Source organism: Metabacillus idriensis (assembly GCF_009674765.1).
Taxonomy (GTDB): Bacteria; Bacillota; Bacilli; order Bacillales; family Bacillaceae; genus Bacillus_P; species Bacillus_P idriensis.
Window position 1 is genome coordinate 71,930 of record NZ_WKKF01000003.1, and the last position, 20,908, is coordinate 92,837.

The following is a 20,908-nucleotide window of genomic DNA, read 5'->3' on the forward strand; positions in this document are numbered from 1 at the left end:
TTCGGGAAAAATTAAACCACATGCTTCTGCTGCGTATGAAAACATCAATTTGATGCAGATTAATGATAGATATGAAAGGAGTGATTGGATATGAGTGAAGCAAAAGAAAAAGTTCTGCAAATGTTTAAAGAACATAAAATCGGAACACTTGCTACAATCCGTCAAAACAAGCCATTTTCGAGGTTTATGCTGTTTTTCCACGATGAACTGACCTTATATACTGCCACAAACAAAGATACCCACAAAGCAGAAGATATTGAAAGCAATCCAAACGTACATGTTCTTCTTGGCTTTGAAGGCGACGGCTGGAAAAATGATTACGCGGAGATTGAAGGCAATGCATCTGTTGAAGAATCTGCCGAACTAAAAGAAAAATTCTGGAACAGGGAGTTAAAAGAATGGATTTCCGGACCTGACGATCCAAACTACTTACTGTTAAAAATAACGCCTCAATCAATCAGATATTATCAAAAGGCAGGTAGCAAACCGGAAATCATTGAGTTTTAAATCAAAAATGAGACTGTGCATTAGCACAGTCTCATTTTATTATTTCGAAGGTTTCCGTTATTTGAATGCTGTCTTCCACTGAACGTACCATTGGGCAATTTTTTCTGGCCAATTTAATCGACTGCTCCACTTTCTCCTCCGGAAGGTCTTGGCCCTTAATAATGTAATGGATGGCAATGCTCTCAATCCGGTTCGCTTCTTCTTCATTTCTCGTTACAGATGTCTGAATCTTAATGTCTTCAGCAACTAATCTTTTCTTTTCAAGGATTCCCCTAAGAACGCCTCCGCTGCATACGGCAATGGATGAAACCATCAGCTGATAGGGGCGAAAACCGTATTCTTCATTTCCCGCAACATGAAGTTCCCCGTATTCAAAGTCAGCGGTAAATCCTACTTCTCTCATTTTAAATTCCACTGTGATCATCCTTTCTTTATGCCATCATACCCGAAAAAACAATTGTTCGAAAACGATATGCAATTTTCCTTGTCTGGCATGAATAATGGGTGTAACATTCAGGATGGAAAATAGAGTTAGGAGTCAGGATTATGCCGAAATTCAAATTTGCTATTCTCGTCAGTATTGTTGCTATTTCAGGATTTTCACAGGGAATGCTTCTCCCTTTGATCGCTATTATCTTTGAGCAGGATGGGTACTCCTCTTCTGTCAATGGATTTCATGCCACAGGACTCTACATAGGTGTTTTAATTGCCTCTCCTTTTATGGAAGGTCCTTTAAAGCGGTTTGGCTTTAAGCCTCTGATTTTAGTTGGAGGAATCATGGTTGCGATCAGTTTATTTGGATTTCTATGGATTCAGTCATTTTGGTTCTGGTTTTTGCTTAGACTTTTAATCGGTGTCGGAGACCATATGCTGCATTTTTCAACCCAAACTTGGATTACATCCATATCTTCTGAAGAAAAGCGCGGACGAAATATCTCTCTTTATGGATTGTTTTTTGGGCTTGGCTTTGCAGCAGGTCCGCTTATGGTTCCGCTTGCTGAAATAAGCTCAAGCCTGCCATTTATCCTTTCTGGCAGCATTAGTCTGATTGCATGGGCCTTCGTCTTTTTCCTGAAGAATGACTTTCCTGAACAGGACATGGGATCCACTTCATTTTTCGGGACAGCTAAACGCTTTGCAAAAGCATCGAAGCTTGCATGGGTCGCATTTCTTCCAACGTTCGGATATGGTTTTTTGGAAGCTTCGCTAAACGGAAATTATCCTGTGTATGCACTTCGGACAGGAATAGACGTTTCATCTGTATCGATCATTTTATCCTCTTTTGCTGTCGGGGCGATTGTTTTTCAGCTTCCTCTCGGGATCATAAGCGACAGGTTTGGCAGAAGAAACACCATCATGTTCGTTATGCTGTTTGGCTTTATCAGTTTTATGGCCGCAAGCTTTGCCGATACGCTCGTTCCGCTTGTAATCTGTTTCTTCATAGCCGGTATGGTTGTCGGGTCAACTTTTTCACTTGGCATCAGCTTTATGGCTGATTTGCTTCCTAAAAATCTGCTGCCTGCAGGAAACCTGCTGTGCGGCATCTTTTTCAGCATTGGAAGCATATCCGGTCCATTTTTAGGCGGACTATACATTGAACATGTTACATCGGCCAATTTTTTTCACGTAGTGAGCTTTATCCTGCTTCTGATTTTTATAACGACTGCTTTCTTTAAGCAGCCTGCTTTTAAAACCGCCAATAATTAAAAAATTGGCGGTTTTTTTAAAATATAGGTTGAACATTTTGAATTGTCTGTTATATAATAGCATTAACAAATACAATCTGTATCATAACAATACTATAACAGGAGGAATTATTATTATGAAAAGACAAGAGCGCAAAAACATGATCGAATTTATTTCAAAAATGAAGGATATCGAGACAGAGACATTGATGTATATGACGGATGAGGATATTGAGCATATTTATTCATCGGCTTATCACAGTTACATTCAGTTGGCTGAATAGTACGAATAACTTAACCGTTATAAAAAAGCAAACCGCAGAGATGCGGTTTGCTTTTTTGGTTTAGTGGTAGCCGTTCTGACCGTTTGCACTGCCACTTGTTTTATGCTGCGGCTTGCTTTTTGAATTCTGCTTGTTATGGCTCCCGCCTTTTTTCGAATGCTTTGCCATGAAGATTCACCTGCCCAGCAAGATTTGAAGATCATGATCTTCTTCTTTACTGTTTCACTATTTCCCGCTCTCTATCACACACAATCATTGGAAATATTAATGGGTTCCTTTTCTTTTGTAAAGAATGGCATTTAGCTCTCCGCCAATCATGATGATCATTCCGGACAGATAAAACCAGATCATCAGAACAATGATTCCGCCCAAACTGCCATAGGCAGCGCTGTAATGGCCATAGCTTCCGACATAATAAGAAAAGGCGAATGACACAAAGGCCCAGCCGATTGTTGCAAAAACGGCGCCCGGCATCGCATCCTTCAGATGCAAACGCTTGTTCGGGGCAAAAAAATAGAGTGCTGTAAAAACAATAAATAAAATAATCGCACTGACAATCCATCTTCCCATATTCCATACGGTTAAAAACTCTTCTGACAGTCCAAACACAGAAAAAAGGAGCATCCCGATCTCTTTCCCGAATACAGGCAAAAGCAGAGCAACTAAAATCACAAAAACCATTGCAATTGTAAGTAAAACCGCCATTCCCCTCGCTACTATAAATGATCGGCTCTCAGGGACGTCATATGCGCGGTTAAAAGCACGGACAATGGCATTAATGCCATTTGAGGCAGACCACAAAGTGGCAAGGATCCCAAACGAAAGCAATCCTCCACTTGAATTGCTGACGATTTCAGCCAGGGTGTTTTTGATAATCTCTACAGACTCCCCTGGTGCATATTGCGCAAGAAAGTTTAAGATATCTGCCTGAGAAAGCGGCAGAAAGGCGATAAGCGTAATTAAAAAGATTAAAAACGGAAACAGAGAAAGTAAAAAGAAATAGGCGAGTTCTGCCGAAAGGCCGATGATTTCATCTTTTGAAAAACGCTCAAACAGGTCTCTTAGGATGGATTTCGGGGTCTGCTTATGCTGTTTCACGCTTTTCATTTATTCACCTCTCTTTTGGATCGCTCAGAAACCTTTCTTTTGTTTCTTCTATCATTTCAATCATTTGAGGTGTTGTTTCTTTAAGTTCATTTATTTTTTCATTGATAAATTCAATATCATCCTTAGCTTCCTGGATTACGCCCTTTGCCTGATCAATCTGCTGTTTGATCTCTTCAGTTAAAAGAGATGGATTTTCAATATATAGAGCTGTTTTATCTTTTAAAGATTTTCCCTGTGCGACAAACTGTTCTCTTGTCGGCTTATGAAGAAGTGTAAGGGCTCCTCCAACCGCAGCTCCGGCGAATAGCCCTTTTAGAAATAAACTGTTTGATTCATTACTCATTCTAAATAACCCCTCTTCTTATAAGTTATGGTCTATTTTAATACGATCGAGCAAGTGACAGCATCCTGTGTGCACCATTTCGTAAACCTCATCAAAGTTGTCTGTAAAATAAGGATCAGGTACGTCTGCTAGATCTGAATCCGGCACAAAGTCCATCAGCCTTCCGACATATCCTGTTTTAGAGTACCCCGCAAGCCTCCTTAAGTAACCAAGATTTTCATTGTCCATCGCAATAATGTAATCGAAGTTCAGGAGATCATCAAGGGTCACCTTTCTTGCCTGTATCCCTTCGTACCCAATTTTGTGATGATCAAGGATTTTCCTTGTTCCTTCATGCGGCTGATGGCCAATATGCCAGTCCCCGGTGCCGGCTGAATCCGTTATAATCGCTTTGCTCAAACCTTCTTCTTCAATTAAATGCCTCATAATTCCTTCTGCCATCGGAGAACGGCATATATTCCCTAAACAAACAAATACTACTTTAATCATCATTTTCCTCCTGCCGGATAAGACAATTACCATAAAGTGAAACTTCCATCATTGGGGGTATCCCTTATCCTCGGTGATGGTTAGTTGAACCAATCGGGCTTTTACGGGATAAAAAACAAGTCTTTTTAATATGTATGTTTCCCCTTGCTCTATTTATGGTACATTTCTCTATTCTTTACATAAGTGATTTCATAATAAGCAGCTTTTATTGATATAAAACATGGTACAATAAATAATACTTAAAAGGGAAAGTTTGAAAGGATGAATTCAGTTGAATAATCTATCAGAAAAATCGGTTGAAAACGTAGAATACATGATTGAACAAATTAAAGAAAAATTGCGCGTCATTAATATTGGTGCGATTAAACCTTCGCATTTTGACGAAGAGATGTATGAAGAATTGAAGGATATCTACGATTTAGTCATGAAGAAAAATACATTTTCACCAAACGAAATGCAGGCTATTGTTGAAGAGCTTGGCAACCTGAGAAAAGTTTAATTCATTTCTTCCTTTAGAAAAAGGATAAATAGATTCTCAGCACGTCCCCTTTTGCATATATGTGTACAAAGGGGGCTGAAAAATGGCTGCAATGTGGTGGCTTGCAACAATTGTTTTATTCCTGTTGCTTATTACTTGTATTGTTTTTGTTATTTATGCACTTAAGACTGCGATTCATACAGAAGATGCAATAAATGTAGATCCGCTTCCAAGTGCTGAAAATCCAGATTTGGAAGATAAAAAATAGCCCGGCGCTTTGCGCGGGCTATTTTTTTATTATTTTAAAAGATTGAGCGATTCACGTGTAAATGCAGGCAGATCATCAGGTGTGCGGCTTGTTACAAGCTGATTGCCGCATACAACAACCTCTTTATCATGGAAATTTGCACCGGCGTTCTTTAAATCAACGGCAATTGATTTAAATCCTGTAACATCTCTGCCCTTAAGGGTCTCCGCTGTAATGAGCAGCTGCGGCCCGTGACAAATGGCGAATACAGGTTTGTTGTCATCCATAAATTTCTTCGTGAATGTGACAAACTTATCATCACCGCGCAGAATATCAGGAGAAAAACCTCCCGGAATAAACAGCGCATCAAAGTCATCTGCATTTACTTCATCAATCGATGCATCTACCTTGATGTACTCTTGTCCTTGTTTGCCTTTTACGGTCTTTCCTTTTTCATTTTCAATAACAGTCAATTGGTGACCTGCTTCTTTATATGCTTTTGCAGGCTCCGTATATTCAGAGTCCACAAAATGATCCGTTACAACGACAGCAATTTTTTTACTCATATCCTAGAACCTCCTCAAATTGTTAACACTATTTAAATTACCCTTTGGAACACATATAAAACATGTATTTAGCATATTATGGCGCAAATTGCTGAAACACCGTTCTTCCCTGATCTTTAAAATGCTCTCTGTTTAAAATGGAATTAATAATCTGCTGATTTCGGTAGACAGATAATCCAAGGTTTGTTGCTCCTGTTCCATGAGAATGCTCAAGGTTAGTCAGGACAAAAATGTTCTGCTCTCTTTGATCTTTAAAAACAAGGTTGTAATCAGCTTCAACCTTATACCTTTTTTCGTCCTCCCAGACAATGTCATCCCTCATTTCCTCAATCCAGTCAGGAAGATTCGGCTTATATCCAGTTGCAAAAATAACGGCTTCTGTCTGATGCAGAAAGGATTCTTCCTTTTGCCACTGATGGCATTTCAAAGTAAACCCACTTTCATCCTCTTTCAAGTCCTTCACCTCGGTCAGAGGCATAATTTTTACACGCGCATCCTTGCCGTGAATGGAACGGTGATAAAGCAGATCATAAATGGAAACGAGCGTTTTTTTGTCAATGCCATTCCTCAGGTGCTCTAACTCAGGAAGCGCCTTCGTTCTTTGTTCAAAGCTTAGCTCCTGAAAATAGTTAACAAAGTCCGGGGAAAAAACCTCCTGGCCAAGCTTCGCAGATTCAAGCTGCATAAAACCTGCTGAACGGGTGAACCAGCTCAGTTCGTAGTTAAAACGATCCTCCGACTGCAGCAGATCAAGGAAGATTTCAGCTGCACTTTGTCCAGACCCTACAACTGTTATGGCGTTTTTCTTCTTTATGTTTTCCTGTTTATATAAGTAGTCGCTTGAATGGATCACATAGTCTCCTGTATCTATTTCAATCGGTATGAGCGGAATGCTCCCTGTGCCGAGTGATACATGTTTTGTTCTATAGACAGCAGCTTCCCCGTCATGTTCAACATGTACTTCATAATGATCTTTTTTATATTTTACATGAGTGACGCATGAACTGAATGTGCAGCTATCAAGCTCTGAAGCGGTCCATGCTGCATATTCGCTGTACTCTCTCCGGGGAATATCAAATCGATTAAAAAAGAAGAATGGATATAATCTGTTATGAGTATGTAAATAGTTAAGAAATGTATATTTGCTTCTCGGGCTGCAGAATGTAACCAAGTCTGCCAGGAAGGGAACTTGCAGATCAGATCCTTCAATGAGCATACCCGGATGCCATACAAATTCCTCGCTTTTGTCAAAAAAAACAGCGTTTATCTCAGGAATGTCCTCAATTAATGCTGCCATTCCAAGATTAAAAGGCCCAATGCCAATTCCTATTACGTCATACATCCTGTCACCTGCTTGTCTTTTCATTTGGCTGTTTTCGCATAGATTGTTGTTTTTCAATACAAATAATGCCTGTTCCTTGCAGCGAGAGGAACTTGCTTTCCGCGGGGAGCATGGGAGCCTCCTCGGCGTTGCCTGTGGGGTCTCCCAATTTGCTCTCTATTTCCCGCAGGAGTCAAGTTTATCCGCTGCCATCCACTAAAGGTTTTTAACATCTAGTCTAATAGCAACAATATTTACGAAAAGAGCCTTTCTTTTAAAATATCTTTACCCATACCGGATATAGGATAACCAAAAGAGAGCAAATCTGCAGGATTTCACATTTCCGCTGCACTCTCTTTATAGCTTTCGATCAATGAAATAAATTCCAGTACCTTTCTTTCATATCCTTTCGGGTCTGTTAAGAAGGCCTGCGCGTGACCTGCTTTTGGGACTATATAAAGCTGTTTCATCCCTTTTTTCAAATGATACATATCCAGCGTCATTTTCATCGGAATAAAACGATCTTCTTTTCCATGAATAAAAAGAATCGGCGTTTTCGTATGCTCAAGATCCCTGACAGGCTTGATTTCTTCAAACCCCCACCCATAACGGAGTTTCGTCACAATACTGGTCCAGGAGATCAGCGGGTAAAACTTTATTTTGAAATCAATTCTTAGTCTCGTTTTCAGCAATTCCGTCAAATCGCTGAATGCACAATCAGCAATGCAAAACGCAACTCTTGGATCTTTTTTTACATATTGAAGAGCAGAAGCTGCTCCAAGTGATTCACCAAGAATTCCTACAAAAGCATCTTCACCCAGTTTTTCATGAAGACAGTCCACCCATGCGTTTAAGTCATCACTCTCGTAATAGCCGAAAGAGGTGTGGTCACCGCCGCTCAGACCATGAAAACGATGATCACATAAAAGCACGTTAAATCCTTTTTTTTGAAACATATCCACATATTTGAAGCTCCCGAACAGTGACCAGGTAATGCCATGTGCGATGATAATTGCTTTTTTGCTTTCTGAAACAGGAAACCACATTCCGTGAATTTGATAGCCGTGAAAAGAGTCGATAAACCATTCTTCTTTTTGAGCGCTTTCAAATATATCCGTATTGATTTCCCCGCTCTCTACTCCAAGCAAATACGTTTTTTCGTATGCCACTTTTCTTGGAACGGTAATCAGGCTGCTGAAAAAATAGGACACAGCGAGGATCGTTAAAAAAACGGCAAGGATAGAACAAATAACAATCCACATGAAATCACCTTCACTTCCCTTTTTCCCATCATATTAATTCCTTCCATCATAGGTGAAAAATGTAAAGCTGATGTTTTAAGTTCTGTAAAAGTTTTTTTAATTATGCAGAGCATATTGAAACTTGGGTGTCTGTGAATGCTAACAGTACAATGACAGAAATCAGGTTGAATGAGGTGTGGAAAATGACGCATAAGGTTGTTGTGATTGGAGGCGGAATCGGAGGGCTGACAGCTGCTGCATTGCTTGCTGATAATCAGATCGAAGTGACAGTGCTTGAAGCTTCTAATGAATGGGGCGGATGTGCAGGAAAATTTAAGCGCGGTCATTCCTTATTTCCTGTCGGAGCAACACTTGGTATGGGTTTTGAAAAAGGCGGCGTTCACCAAAAAATCTTTGAAGTGCTTCATCTTCCTTTTGAAGAACATTCTCTGCTTGATACCGTTATGGACATTCATTTGCCGGGAAGAACGGTGAGCTACTGCCGTGACCGCATTGCTTACATCAATGAACTGAAAAGCCACTTTCCGGATTTGAGCAATAAAATTGATTCATTTTACACGGAAATATGGCAAATGGGAGCAGAGGTAAAAAAACTGATTGATCCGCTTCCTGTTCTCCCTCCAAAAACAGCTTCGGAATGGAGTAAATTGCTGCAGTCATTACAGCCGTCTACCTTGAGGCTCCTTCCCTATTTTAAAAAAACATTGAGCGCACTTCTGAAAAAGCACAGATTGAACGATGAGCGTGAATTTGTTCATATCATCGATGCACAGCTGATCGATTCCATGCAGACATCAAGCAGCGATTGCTCGGCCATACTCGGTGCTTACGCACTGACTGTCTACCATGAGGGTGCTTTTTATATAAATGGAGGCCTGTATCAAATTGCGGAGCGTCTGGCAGAATCAGTTGAAACTGGTGGAGGTACATTGCGCAAGCGCTCCTGGGTTCAGCAAATCCACAGGGAAAAAAACGGCTATATGGTGACAGATCAAAGAGAACGGACCTCTTACGCTGACTACGTTATATGCAACCTCCCCTTGCCAAGCTTCACCAAGATCTTGTCACCAGACCTGCAGCAATCTTTAAGCAAATCCTATGCCAAGAAAAAGTCTCATTCCCAATGGGGAACGATGACTCTTTACATGACGGTGAAAGAAGAACTCATACCGGAAAACTTCCCGCTTTTTCATCAAGTCATAGATAATCATTCAGGCAAATTGGCTGAAGGTCACCATATCTTCCTTTCCATCTCAAAGAAAAATGACACGCTTCGTGCACCGGCCGGTTTCCGGACAATGACATCAAGCACGCACACAGAGCTTGGAAATTGGGATACGAAAGAAAAATATGATTATTATAAAGAAGTTCTCACTGAAAAGATGCTGCAATTCATTGAAATGGCTCTGCCTGGTCTTCGGGTAAACTTAATAGACATGATGACAGGCGCCCCAAAAGCATGGGAACGGTTCACAAAGCGGCCATCGGGTATGGTTGGCGGCTATCCTCAGACACTTGATCACGCCTTATTCAAAAGTCTTTCCCATCGGACTGGAATTAAGGGGATTTACTTATGCGGGGACAGCGTCTTTCCTGGAGCGGGCACGATTGCCGTATCGGTAAGCGGATATCATGCTTATCAGTCGGTTTTGGCTGATATTCGGAAAGCGGAGAGGGAATGATTGGGACAGTAGTCTGCGGTTTTGCGCGGTTTTTCAGCTAAAAAAGGCTATTTTCAAGTTAGACGTTCACTTCACATCCTGCCAAATCGGGTCAGAGCGGCGGTTTTTATCAGTCCAAATGACAATTTTATCAGTAATCCCCTAAATGACAGTCATTTTGACATCGTAAATGGCCTATAAAAAAGCAAAACTCGACACAAAATTGGCGAGTTTTCTTTGTTTTGAATTCCGACTCTTCTTTAACTAAAGCTACCCGTTAGTTCAATAAGAATTTTCTTTTACCCAAAAATTTGGGCAGCGATGCCGAATAAGGTGTTATTTCTATGTGGCATCTTAACAGAATTAGTTATCATTATTGGAGGATTACTCACTTTTTTAAATCCACTTTGCTCCAAGAACAACATTAAGTCCTCATTACCTGATGGTACATCAATCCTTAATTTTCCTTGGTGTCTAAAAGCTAACCTATCTAGCAATAACACGGCAGTTTGAACATTAGGTGCTACAATAGGTCCCAATATTAAATTTATTGGTCCTAATATAGATATTCCATAACCAATAATAGTTCCTGTATTATCTTTTACTACTAAACATTGTTTTGATTGATTTATTCTATTATGAAGAAAATTGCTCCTTTTATCTCCAAAGGCAGCCGTATCTAAATTTAAAATTTCGGTAAAATCTCTTTCATCAAATTCATTGAAGGAAACACCGCTGTTAACCAACAGTTTAGGTTTAACAGCAGTATAGCTATCACAAAGATACTTATGAACCCTGTCTACTACACGAAAACCCAATTTTTCATAAAGGGGTTTTCCTTCTTCGGTTGCAATTAACATAACAGAAGTGTCACTTGAAACAAAATCTAAACATTTTTGAGTTGCCTCTTTCCCTAATCCCAATCCTCTGAAATCTTTATTAACAATCACCATACCAATTGAAGCTAAATTATTCTCATACGGGATTATTCCCGCACTAGATACAATTTTCCCTTCAGCATTTTTATGCCCGTATATTTTTCCAGAAGACATAACGGTTCCAATTTCATATTCATCATAATCCCAATTAACGGAGGCGGATAAGTCAAGAATCCCTGGAATATCCTCCTTATCAAATTCTTCTATTCTTAGTGTTTTAGTTTCATTAGTGAGCACTTTTATTTTCCCCTTATTGTTTTTGAGGTCTGTCATAAAAAGCATAGATTCTAAAATGAACATTCTTTGAATTTCCTGAATAATTAATCAATAAATAAACCGTATTAACTTTCCCTTTTATTAAAACGTATGTTCGTTTTTATTATAAAAATAACCCCATTAAAATACAATTCCTTATTGAACTATTCTGCCCCTTTACTTGAATAACGATAATGAAAAAGGATTGTGAAACAGCAGTCCAATTGTTGTTTTACTAAAGCCACCACGTTACTTTAAGTGCAACTTTTCACAATCTCCTACTAAATTTTGAATGGAGTTTTCTTGTTAACTCACTAGAAAAGTGGGCATTATATATATGCAAATTATTAATTTTAAGGAGTGATAATATGGCTGATATGAAAATAAATGTGAATGCTTTTTGGGATGGTGGGGTAACAGGAAATGGAACACTTAAAGCGGAGTACCTTGATACAAAAATCGCTATTCCTACATCCTTAGGAGGTAGTGGTAACGGAGCGAATCCAAAAGAGATTCTCGTTGCTTCTGTAACGACTTGTTATGCAGCAACACTTACGTTTGTACTCGAAAGCAGAAAACTGCCTGTGGCGGAACTTACAGTGAACTCTGAGGCAAATATATCTGATAATGAGTTTAAAATTACCCATTATCCTAACATCGTTTTATCTGCTGAAGCAACTGAAGAACAGATTCAATCAGCACAAAGAGCCACAGAAGCAGCAGATAAAGGGTGTGATGTCGGCAATATATTGAAAAAAGCAGATGTTAAAATTGAAGTTCAAGCCAAAGTTACTTCCAAATGATATTAAGGTAAAGGCGGCGAAACTGCTGCCTTTTTTAGTGTTGAAAAACTAATACATTAAACAAATCCTCAAAAAAGCCCTTGTTCCACTATCCTGCCCCATTAGCACAATAAGAAAAAGCCGTCTCATGACGGCTCTGACTCCAGAGAACGAACCTGTAATGAAGATGGATAACAATATATCACGGAATATAGTTGATATCCTATTCAAACACTTACGAAGCTATCTTTTAACACCAAATCAAGTACTGCCTGCTGTAAAGTTCCAAATATCTGTATTAGGGATAAATCGGCTCCGAGCTGAACAACACTTTGGGCAATTTCGGGTCTTATTCCCGTTACAATAGAACGAACACCAAGCAAACCAAGTACGGCACTAGTTTCAAACAGACATTGGATTACCATTGCATCAAGTTCATAGATGCCTGAAAAATCGCTAATCAAAGTATGGACACTTTGTTCCTGTACTTTTAAAGGCACATGTTCTAAAATATAATTCGCTCTTTCAGAATTGATAGAACCTACTAGGGGTAACACAGCGACCCCTTCCAATATAGGGACGACTGGAGCTGATAGTGTGTTAATTTCTTTGGACACTTTTTCGAGTGATCTTTCGATTTCTTTACGCTTTGTTATATCTCTGACGACAGATTGAATCGCTTTTTTATCCTCATACAAAACAGGAGTACAGTTTGTTTCTACATCAACTAGTGAACCATCAAACCGTCTTAATTGTTTTTCGATAGTTCCAGTTGGTTTATTTTCATCAAGGATCGATTTTGTGTGCCTTACTGTCAGCTCTCTATACTCCTCGGGTACGATATCGAATACAGATTTACCTATAACTTCCTCACTGGAAGCGGCCCGTAAAAAGTCTACTCCTGAAGGGTTTATATACTTAAATTTCCCATCTTGTTGAATAATAATTGCCTCCGTGGTCGATTCCACGATTTGACGATACAATTTTTCATCCGTATTATTTCCCATGAAAATCCACTCCTCCTTACCAAAAGCTATAAGTTTCCAACTAAAAACATTATACAATAAGTGAATAATTATTGTATTTTATGCCCCTTATCTGTGCTTATTAGTTTAAAAATCCTTCTTCAACTAACCTGCCCCGTTTGTTCAATAAGGAATTATAAAAAAAGGCCGCTAATTCTTCCTGGATCAACGCATCCGATAGTTGAAGAAAGAACCTCCTATTGATTTGTTATGATTAATTTTCGTGTTTTAACATCGTATATTTTATAACTAATTTCAAACATATGGTCTTTTGTAACTGTGACCTCACAATAATAAGGAATTGACTTTCCATAAGCATCAAGTGCAGGAATATCTCTGAAGGTAAATATTTCATCTGAATCGAGTATTCTAAAGCTCGCTTCAGATGAACGAGCTGATGAATCTATGTCGATAACACATTTCCCTGCGACGACATCATATTCCTTTAGAACCATATATTTTATGCTTGGGAGAGTAATGGCTAAAAATAAAACACCAAGTAAAAAGATTCCTAAGCTCTTACCTACATTTAATATTGAATAATCCTTGTTACTATACATAGCACTAAAGATAAACATTGCCCCTAAAACAAACAAGACTCCAAGTATGAGTATTAAATAATACAAGAAGATTTCTTGATTTCCCAATTTAAATCCCTCTTTTAGCTTAATCAAAACTTGAATGATATTGTATAATTTTATACGACTTAATTGTAAAGAAGGTTTCACATTGTTTTACTAACCTGCACCTTTAGTTGAAGAAGATCGGCAACCAAATGACAATGATATTGACAGTAGTTTTGGCATTCTCTTTTGATTGCACAATACTTATTGCCCAGCATAGTTACTGATGTCATTAGCTATGTCAAAGCTTTTTAAATTTGCTTGAAAAACTCTAATTAATAAGGAAAAAGACGTGTGCCAATTCACACGTCATTTCTTAAGTCATTTATCAAGAAAGAACCCGAAAACGGAACCCTTTACATAGTAAGCCTGACTTTTTTAATGTCCTCTTCTAGCAAAATCAACAAATCTGAATTTATCAAGTCTGTGGCGTGATTCTGTGTACTGAAACAGGCTTGTGTCTTCAAGATAAACATGATTTTTTACAACGACGATATGCTGGAAGTTTTTTAAATCCAAGTAGTTGAAATCTTCCTCTGTGCACTCTTCTACGACGATTTCTTTTTTTGCAAAACTGATTTTCAATTTCAATTCTTCTTCAATGTAGCGGTAGATCGAGTCCTCGCAGATTTCCTTTGTTAAAAAAGGAATGTGCCTGCGATTAAGATAATCCTTATCTAGGATAATGTTCTCGCCGTCAATTTTTCTTGACCTGACAACCTCCCAGACCTCGTCATGCGCACCCAGGTTCAGCTGCTGCATAATAAAATCGCCTGGTTTGATGAGACCGAACTTCTCGACGACTGTATGCGAGGTTCTTCCTAAGTTCTGCGAAAGCTCTTTGAAACTGACGAGACCCGAAACGGGAAAGCTCATTTTGGTGACATCGAGAACAATTGATCCTTTTCCTTTAACCTTTTGAATGTACCCATTTTGGGCAAGCAGATTAAGGGCCTTGCGGATCGTTTCCCTTGAAGTTTCATATTGCACGGCGAGCTCGTTTTCAGAGGGCAGAGTTTCATTCACTTTAACAAGTCCCTGTTTAATCCCTTCTGATAACTCCTGATAAATCGCCAAATATTTATTGTTTGTTTTCATCTTTAACCACCACCATTAGTTTACCATTACTTCTTAAGATGATAAACGATGGACTCAAACGGGCGCAATGTTGCTTCTTTAAAGGTTTGCGCAGAATCAGGATAGTTGGAGATCAGAATTTCGCTGCTATATCCATCTGCATCAACATGATCCGGCAAAGTAAAGACGGTTTCCGATTCATAGAAGTTATTGATAACCAGCAGCTTCTCTCCATCTCCATTTCGCACGTATGCAAACAGCTGATCGTGATCTTCAAGGATCAGTTCATAATCCCCGTAAGTGATTAAATCAATGTCTTTTCTAAGCTGAATCAATTTTTGATAGTGATAAAAAACAGAGTTTTCATCTTGAAGGGCATTCTCTGCATTGATTTCAGGATAATTACTTGCAGGCTTGATCCAAGGTGTTCCTGCAGTAAAGCCGGCATGCTTGGAATCATTCCATTGAACGGGAGTGCGTGAGTTATCTCTTGATTTGCTTTTTAAAATCTCGATAATCTCTTCTTCTGACTTCCCTGCATTTTTCAAAATTTCGAATGTATTCAGGGTTTCCACATCACGATATTCATTGATGCTTTCAAATTTAGGATTCGTCATTCCAAACTCTTCTCCCTGGTAAATGTAAGGAGTTCCCTGCATCATGTGAATCGTTGTCGCAAGCATTTTAGCTGATTCGATGCGGTATTCCCCGTCATTTCCATATCTTGAAACAATCCGCGGCTGGTCATGGTTGCACCAGAACAAGGCGTTCCAGCCCCCGCCTTTATGCATCTCCACCTGCCATGTTGAAAGAATTTGCTTTAATGCACCAAAATCAAAATCAGCCAATGCCCATTTTTCCCCGTTCGGGTAATCCACTTTCAAATGGTGGAAATTGAATGTCATGCTTAGTTCTTTTGATTCCGAATTTGAATACTCAATGCAATTTTCAATCGTCGTTGAAGACATTTCCCCAACCGTCATGCTGTCATATTTCGAAAAAACTTCCTTGTTCATTTCTTTCATATATTCATGCACGCGCGGACCGTCTGTGTAAAACTTGCGGCCATCGCCAGGAGCTGTGCTTCCATCATCATCCGGGAAATCCTGGTTTTTTGAAATCAGGTTAATGACATCAAGTCTAAAGCCATCTACCCCTTTTTCAAACCAGAACTGCATCATTTCATAGACTTTTCTGCGGACTTCTTCATTCTCCCAATTCAAGTCGGCTTGTGTCACGTCAAACAGATGCAGATAATATTCGCCTGTTTTTTCATCAAGCTTCCATGCCGAGCCGCCGAATTTTGAAATCCAGTTCGTCGGTTCAGAGCCGTCTTCCTTTCCTTCTTTCCAAATATAGAAATCGCGGTAAGGATTCTCTTTTGATGATTGTGCTTCCTTAAACCATGCGTGCTCAGTAGAAGTATGGTTGACCACAATATCCATGATGATTTTAATCCCGCGATCGTGAGCCTCTTGTAAAAGAGATTCAAAATCCTTCATTGTTCCATATTCTTCATGAATGGAATAATAGTCGCTGATGTCATATCCATTGTCTTTTTGAGGAGATTCATAAATCGGTGTCAGCCATACAACATCAATGCCGAGCTCTCTTAAATAATCCAGTTTTTCTATGATGCCCTGAATATCGCCTACTCCGTTCCCATTCGTATCATTAAAGCTTTTCGGATAAATTTGATAAACCGCTGATTTTTTCCACCAAGGCTGTTTCATTTACATGCACCACCATCTTTTAGATTTAAGCGGCAAAAAGGACAATGGCTTGTCCTTTTTGTTTTTATTTTTTCTTCCAATTAAACTTGGCAAATACATAAGTCAGTACGAATGGCACAACAATTGCGATGGCCATTCCGATAAAGAATGCCGTCCAGTATTCGGATTGAATGGACAAGAATCCAGGAATTCCTCCAACACCGATGGAGAAAGCTTTAACATGATTGATTGTAATAAAGATACCTGCGATTGCTGAACCGATCATCGCGGCGATGAATGGATAGCGGTATCTAAGATTTACACCAAACATAGCAGGCTCTGTAATACCAAGGTAAGCTGAAATTCCTGAAGTCAGCGCCAAACCTTTTTGTTTTTCATCTTTCACAATGCGCATCATGGCAAAAGCTGCTGAACCCTGTGCAATGTTTGATAAAGCAAGCATCGGCCATAAGAATGTGCCGCCAGCACTTGCTACCAGCTGCAGGTCAACTGCAAGGAACGTATGATGCATGCCTGTTACAACAAGCAATGAATATAATCCTCCATAGAGCAAGCCGCCAAGAGCTGCAAAGTTATCAAAAATAGCAATTACACCGTCTGTAATAAAGTTTCCTGCTGCAAATGTAATTGGTCCAATGACGATAAAAGCTGCAAACCCAGTAACCAATAATGTAATTGGGGCAACCACTAATAGCTTGATTGAATCAGGTACTCTTTTATTTAAAAACACTTCAATTTTAGCGAGTAAATAAGAGGCAAACAGAACCGGAAGAACTTGTCCCTGATAGCCGATCTTTTCAACCTCAAGTCCGAATAAGTTCCACACAGGAACCTCGCCTTTGGCCTGAGCTTCACCGTATGACCATGCATTCAGAAGATCCGGATGCACGAGGATTAACCCAAGAACAATCCCAAGCAGCGGACTTCCTCCAAAGCGTTTCACTGCTGACCAGCCGATTAAGGCAGGAAGGAAAGTAAACGCCGTATTCGCAATCAAGTTAATAATGCCTGATAAATCAGCCCATTGCGGGTAAACGTCAATAAGAGATTTATCATCAAAGAAAATTCCGGCACCGCTCAGGATGTTGTTAATTCCCATCAGTAAACCAGCTGTTACAATCGCCGGCAAAATTGGAATGAAAATATCAGCCAGCATTTTTACCGCTTTTTGGATAGGATTCAATTTGCTTGAAGCTGCATCTTTTACGTCTTCTTTTGAAGATTCGCCCATTCCTGTTTGTTCTGCCATTTCCTTGTAAACTTTATCAACAAGGCCTTGTCCAATCACAACTTGGAACTGCCCATTTGTCGAAAATGAACCTTTTACCATATCAATCTGATCGAGTTTTTCTTTATCCACTTTGCTTTCGTCTTTCAAAGCGAAGCGCAAACGAGTGACACAGTGTGTAGCTGCGGCAATGTTGTCCTTGCCGCCGACAGCATCAACGATATCGCGGACTTCCTCTTTGTTCACACTCATCTATTTCAACCTCCCGTAATCGTTTTCATTAATAGCCTAGTATTGCCTAAAAAAGGGCTTCCATTTATCTCATTCCACATTCCTGTATATACAAGTTACAAACATATTGTATTCCTGTATATACATGTTGTCAACAAAAAAGAGTAATCGTTTTCACGGTTTAAGCTACTCCCCCTGTTATTCAGGCTATCACCAAATTCATCCAGATTTTTGTTATTGTGATTTTGTGACCACGCTTCATAAAAAAGCGTACGAAGACAGAAGAATCAAACGTACATAATCTGCAGCCCTTCCTTCACCCGCCTTATTATAATTATCCGAATAATTTATCCATACCCTTTTCTTCAGCAAAATACCACTCTATTTACTTTTATTCACCATTTATGACCGCATAGCCAAATACCTCCACTTAGCCTCGAACAAAAAAAGAGACCACGCTCGTTTAAGCGTGGTCAAAAAATCAGCAGCAAAAATCAAACGGGTGAAACGGAGGGGATGCAGGCACATTCCACTTGGGAGTATGAACAGGATCTCCCCAATGCCATGCGGCCAGGGCAGCTGCACATGCATCCAGTCCATGATTTGTTTCAGCTGCATCAGCAGTTATTCCCTCCATCCCCCATTCTTTAAAATAAGGAAGGAGATGAAACCTTGATTCTTCATTCTTTTTATAAGTAAGAGCAAGATGGCGATCTTCTTCCTTCAGCCTGAGCCCCAAAGCAGCTCCAGGATGAACTTCAACAATGGAGGCCGTCAGGTTCTGCAGAGATCTGCTTAGGCCGATTCCTCTCAGAGTCAGATACACCATTCGATGAAAGGTGGGCGGCATGATGGAGCCATGATACAGCCCAGCCGCTTTTATTGTATTTCTTAACTCTTTATCTGAGGGACGATCTCCGCCGCCGTCCTGATAGGATAATGGAGCATCAATTCCTACTATGACCTCTTCTCCGCAAGAAGAAAGAGCTGCAATTGTTTCAATGATCTTTCTGTCACTATTATTAAAGGCAAGATTCTGAAGGCTAAGGACATTCCCTTCCCTCTTAAAAATCGCCATTGCTGTGTCCTGATGATTTGCGGGTCCGGCCAAATCTATTCCTACTACGTGCAAAAGAAATCTCCTTTCACAAATCAAATTTCAATTGTTCATGGTCCGAGGCTTTTGCAGAACGTGCAGCCGTGCCAGACCTGGATTTTCTTGCTGCCTGATTTGCTTTCTTCACATCCACGGCTGGCGCCTGATAGTCTAAGTGGAAAAAACCCGGATAATGCCAAGGCTCATGGATATGTTTAGAAGGTACATTTGAAAGACTTGGCAAGTATCTCTTGATAAAAACCCCGTCTGAATCTTCTTTCTTTCCTATTTTTACGGGATCCTGCACTTTCTGCGACATCTTGTGAATCTGATGAACATGAATGACAGGCTCATAGTCCAGAAAAAGGGAAGCTAGTGCATCCGAGCACATTTGCACGTTCAGTGAAAGCGTATTAACGGCAAAAGAAACAAGCACGCCTCGATATTTCGATGGAATCCAGCCCGTTTTATGAAGACAATTCATTGCTGCATCTATCATGGGAATCCCGGTTTCTCCATTAAACCATCTCAAAAACAAATCATCTTTTTTAAATGAATTATGCGCAGATTCAAGGATATTTCCCTGCTCCATCAGCTTCCACCGTTCCTTAAGACGCTCCTGAAAAGATGTTAATTGTTTCACAAGAAACAAATTATCACAATTTTCTATCTTTATCGACGTTTTTTGGACGACTGTGCGAAACGAAATGTTTCCCCATGCCAAATATGGCGAAAGTCTGCTTGAAGATACCGTTGATTGAAGAAGGTTGGATCCATTCTCTTCATATGATTGAAACCGCTCCTGCAAAAAGGTTTCTAGCGTTTCAACTGCCTGCTGTTCGCCGCCCTGCTGGCCAAATCTGATTGCATCGCCTGAAACAGAAAAATATCCCAGTTTATCAGCACCCATGTTAAAGCTTGCCGGAAAATCTTCTGGTGCCCGAATTTGTTCAGGACTTCTGACAGGTTCACTCTGGCGAAGTTCATTCCATCTTTCCTGAGATTTTCTCCCGCTGTTTTTTTCATTAACGGGATACTCCAAAAATCTGAGACCTCTCTCATTCATCCATTCTCTTACTCTTTTATTCCTCTCATGAGCAGCCCGCCCCGCCTTTTCTTCATGAGCATACAAAGTGAATTTGCCGTATGTTTTAAAGATTGCAGAAAGTGCCTCTTCCATTTCTCCCATAAAGGTGAATAATCTGCCTCCTCTATCTTCCAACGAATTCTGCAGGTCGTCCAAGCTTTCGCGCACGAACTGAAAGTGCCTTGCAGAATAGTCTTCTCCTGACCATATAGACGGTTCGGCTGCATACAGCGGGAGAACTTCTCCATATAAAGCCGCATCCGCAAGCGGCTTATGATCTCGATTCTTAAATCACGTTTAAACCAGACGACGTTCATGAAATCACTCCATCATCGATGTCTATTAGGACCATTTCGAGTAAATTTTATCTTTATAAAAAGCAGAGGCTCTTGAACTGAAAGTATTTCGCTTCTTCAATATTTTATCAAACTGAAAGGCTTTCTCGTTCAGCTGCACCTGCAGCTTCTCTTTCTCCATTTCATCCGGACATTGGGCAAGAAGCTGCTCTAGTGTATGAATCGCTTTTTTCAGCTCGATGTCTTCGTCCATCATGTTCGCGTTTTTCATCATTTTATAGGACATTCGGAGCTCAGGCGGGATATGGGACAAATCTTCAAGCTGCAGCGGCTTTCCCATACCGGGAATCTGTTTAAATTCGCCATCTTTTATCGCTTGTTTTATTTTATCTTCCGACAGAATCGTGAAAAGATCCATTCTTAACCCTCCCAAACATCTTTTGCTGTGTTCGCAAAGATTGTTGTTTTCAATTACAAATGTTGTCCGTTCCTTTCCGCTCCAGGAACTTGCTTTCCGCTGCAGTCCACTTAAGGTCTTAAACATCTAGTCTAAAAGCAACAAAGGTTACGAAAAGAGCCAAATCCTT

The 20,908-nt window shown here is 39.9% G+C and carries 23 protein-coding genes and 1 pseudogene; 7 read left to right on the forward strand and 17 right to left on the reverse strand.

Annotation, left to right across the window (positions count from 1 at the left end; genetic code table 11):
- Positions 1-90: 90 nt before the first annotated feature.
- A complete protein-coding gene (locus GJU41_RS13310; protein ID WP_070879692.1) occupies positions 91-507 on the forward strand; it encodes a pyridoxamine 5'-phosphate oxidase family protein in 417 nt (138 codons plus the stop codon).
- A gap of 31 nt (positions 508-538) precedes the next feature.
- Here the strand turns inward: GJU41_RS13310 and GJU41_RS13315 are convergent, their stop codons facing one another.
- The gene (locus GJU41_RS13315) at positions 539-922 is read right to left on the reverse strand and encodes an OsmC family protein (protein ID WP_070879691.1); all 384 of its coding nucleotides are present in this window, start codon (positions 920-922) and stop codon (positions 539-541) included.
- A 131-nt stretch (positions 923-1,053) separates the two neighbouring features.
- Between GJU41_RS13315 and GJU41_RS13320 the strand changes: the two genes are divergently transcribed.
- Both GJU41_RS13320 and GJU41_RS13325 read left to right on the forward strand, forming a co-directional pair.
- Entirely contained in the window at positions 1,054-2,214 is a 1,161-nt protein-coding gene (locus GJU41_RS13320) for an MFS transporter (RefSeq protein WP_154318917.1), read from the forward strand.
- 115 nt (positions 2,215-2,329) lie between these two features.
- Complete coding sequence (locus GJU41_RS13325) at positions 2,330-2,476, forward strand: BH0509 family protein (RefSeq protein WP_070879690.1); 147 nt, start codon at positions 2,330-2,332, stop codon at positions 2,474-2,476.
- A 264-nt stretch (positions 2,477-2,740) separates the two neighbouring features.
- Here the strand turns inward: GJU41_RS13325 and GJU41_RS13330 are convergent, their stop codons facing one another.
- Genes GJU41_RS13330 through GJU41_RS13340 form a run of 3 tightly spaced genes read right to left on the reverse strand, consistent with a single transcriptional unit; the run spans position 2,741 to position 4,415 of the window.
- On the reverse strand, positions 2,741-3,583 hold the full coding sequence (locus tag GJU41_RS13330) for a YihY/virulence factor BrkB family protein (RefSeq protein ID WP_070879689.1): 843 nt from the start codon (positions 3,581-3,583) through the stop codon (positions 2,741-2,743).
- Positions 3,584-3,587: 4 nt separating this feature from the next.
- Positions 3,588-3,926, reverse strand: coding sequence for a YtxH domain-containing protein (locus tag GJU41_RS13335; protein ID WP_070879688.1), 339 nt, complete (start codon positions 3,924-3,926; stop codon positions 3,588-3,590).
- 18 nt (positions 3,927-3,944) lie between these two features.
- A complete protein-coding gene (locus tag GJU41_RS13340; protein ID WP_154318918.1) occupies positions 3,945-4,415 on the reverse strand; it encodes a low molecular weight protein-tyrosine-phosphatase in 471 nt (156 codons plus the stop codon).
- Between the two features lie 271 nt (positions 4,416-4,686).
- Here GJU41_RS13340 and GJU41_RS13345 point away from each other — a divergent pair, with 271 nt between their 5' ends.
- Both GJU41_RS13345 and GJU41_RS13350 read left to right on the forward strand, forming a co-directional pair.
- Positions 4,687-4,914 carry a DUF1128 domain-containing protein gene (locus tag GJU41_RS13345; RefSeq protein ID WP_083328402.1) on the forward strand — a complete coding sequence of 76 codons (228 nt, stop codon included), beginning with the start codon at positions 4,687-4,689 and terminating at the stop codon, positions 4,912-4,914.
- A gap of 82 nt (positions 4,915-4,996) precedes the next feature.
- Positions 4,997-5,161 (forward strand): hypothetical protein, encoded by a 165-nt coding sequence (locus GJU41_RS13350; protein ID WP_154318919.1) that lies wholly within the window; start codon positions 4,997-4,999, stop codon positions 5,159-5,161.
- 29 nt (positions 5,162-5,190) lie between these two features.
- On the opposite strand, the gene GJU41_RS13355 is transcribed toward GJU41_RS13350, so the two are convergent.
- From GJU41_RS13355 to GJU41_RS13365, 3 genes are all read right to left on the reverse strand, one after another.
- The gene (locus GJU41_RS13355) at positions 5,191-5,706 is read right to left on the reverse strand and encodes a type 1 glutamine amidotransferase domain-containing protein (protein WP_154318921.1); all 516 of its coding nucleotides are present in this window, start codon (positions 5,704-5,706) and stop codon (positions 5,191-5,193) included.
- Between the two features lie 76 nt (positions 5,707-5,782).
- On the reverse strand, positions 5,783-7,048 hold the full coding sequence (locus GJU41_RS13360; RefSeq protein WP_154318923.1) for a lysine N(6)-hydroxylase/L-ornithine N(5)-oxygenase family protein: 1,266 nt from the start codon (positions 7,046-7,048) through the stop codon (positions 5,783-5,785).
- 314 nt (positions 7,049-7,362) lie between these two features.
- The gene (locus GJU41_RS13365; RefSeq protein WP_154318925.1) at positions 7,363-8,289 is read right to left on the reverse strand and encodes an alpha/beta hydrolase; all 927 of its coding nucleotides are present in this window, start codon (positions 8,287-8,289) and stop codon (positions 7,363-7,365) included.
- Positions 8,290-8,471: 182 nt separating this feature from the next.
- Between GJU41_RS13365 and GJU41_RS13370 the strand changes: the two genes are divergently transcribed.
- A complete protein-coding gene (locus tag GJU41_RS13370) occupies positions 8,472-9,971 on the forward strand; it encodes a phytoene desaturase family protein (RefSeq protein ID WP_070879683.1) in 1,500 nt (499 codons plus the stop codon).
- Positions 9,972-10,249: 278 nt separating this feature from the next.
- Here GJU41_RS13370 and GJU41_RS13375 read toward each other — a convergent pair whose 3' ends face one another.
- On the reverse strand, positions 10,250-11,188 hold the full coding sequence (locus tag GJU41_RS13375) for a GNAT family N-acetyltransferase (RefSeq protein ID WP_224771428.1): 939 nt from the start codon (positions 11,186-11,188) through the stop codon (positions 10,250-10,252).
- A 323-nt stretch (positions 11,189-11,511) separates the two neighbouring features.
- On the opposite strand from GJU41_RS13375, the gene GJU41_RS13380 reads away from it, so the two are divergent.
- The gene (locus GJU41_RS13380; protein WP_154318926.1) at positions 11,512-11,946 is read left to right on the forward strand and encodes an OsmC family protein; all 435 of its coding nucleotides are present in this window, start codon (positions 11,512-11,514) and stop codon (positions 11,944-11,946) included.
- A 206-nt stretch (positions 11,947-12,152) separates the two neighbouring features.
- Here the strand turns inward: GJU41_RS13380 and GJU41_RS13385 are convergent, their stop codons facing one another.
- From GJU41_RS13385 to GJU41_RS13420, 9 genes and pseudogenes are all read right to left on the reverse strand, one after another.
- The gene (locus tag GJU41_RS13385) at positions 12,153-12,932 is read right to left on the reverse strand and encodes a PAS domain S-box protein (RefSeq protein ID WP_070879682.1); all 780 of its coding nucleotides are present in this window, start codon (positions 12,930-12,932) and stop codon (positions 12,153-12,155) included.
- 215 nt (positions 12,933-13,147) lie between these two features.
- A complete protein-coding gene (locus tag GJU41_RS13390; protein ID WP_154318927.1) occupies positions 13,148-13,597 on the reverse strand; it encodes a hypothetical protein in 450 nt (149 codons plus the stop codon).
- Positions 13,598-13,951: 354 nt separating this feature from the next.
- Positions 13,952-14,671, reverse strand: coding sequence for a trehalose operon repressor (gene treR, locus GJU41_RS13395; protein ID WP_070879680.1), 720 nt, complete (start codon positions 14,669-14,671; stop codon positions 13,952-13,954).
- A 26-nt stretch (positions 14,672-14,697) separates the two neighbouring features.
- Complete coding sequence (gene treC / locus GJU41_RS13400) at positions 14,698-16,383, reverse strand: alpha,alpha-phosphotrehalase (RefSeq protein WP_154318929.1); 1,686 nt, start codon at positions 16,381-16,383, stop codon at positions 14,698-14,700.
- Positions 16,384-16,447: 64 nt separating this feature from the next.
- Positions 16,448-17,863: a PTS system trehalose-specific EIIBC component gene (gene treP / locus GJU41_RS13405; RefSeq protein ID WP_070879678.1), complete on the reverse strand. Its 1,416-nt coding sequence runs from the start codon at positions 17,861-17,863 to the stop codon at positions 16,448-16,450.
- 460 nt (positions 17,864-18,323) lie between these two features.
- Positions 18,324-18,974 (reverse strand): DUF429 domain-containing protein, encoded by a 651-nt coding sequence (locus GJU41_RS13410; protein ID WP_070879677.1) that lies wholly within the window; start codon positions 18,972-18,974, stop codon positions 18,324-18,326.
- 13 nt (positions 18,975-18,987) lie between these two features.
- On the reverse strand, positions 18,988-20,004 hold the full coding sequence (locus GJU41_RS25415; RefSeq protein ID WP_318185823.1) for an FAD-binding domain-containing protein: 1,017 nt from the start codon (positions 20,002-20,004) through the stop codon (positions 18,988-18,990).
- Positions 19,987-20,295: pseudogene (locus GJU41_RS25240) on the reverse strand (deoxyribodipyrimidine photo-lyase); the annotation flags it as partial. The gene GJU41_RS25415 and the pseudogene GJU41_RS25240, both read right to left, overlap by 18 nt.
- 72 nt (positions 20,296-20,367) lie before the next feature.
- Complete coding sequence (locus GJU41_RS13420; RefSeq protein WP_070879675.1) at positions 20,368-20,739, reverse strand: DnaJ family domain-containing protein; 372 nt, start codon at positions 20,737-20,739, stop codon at positions 20,368-20,370.
- Between the last annotated feature and the right edge of the window lie 169 nt (positions 20,740-20,908).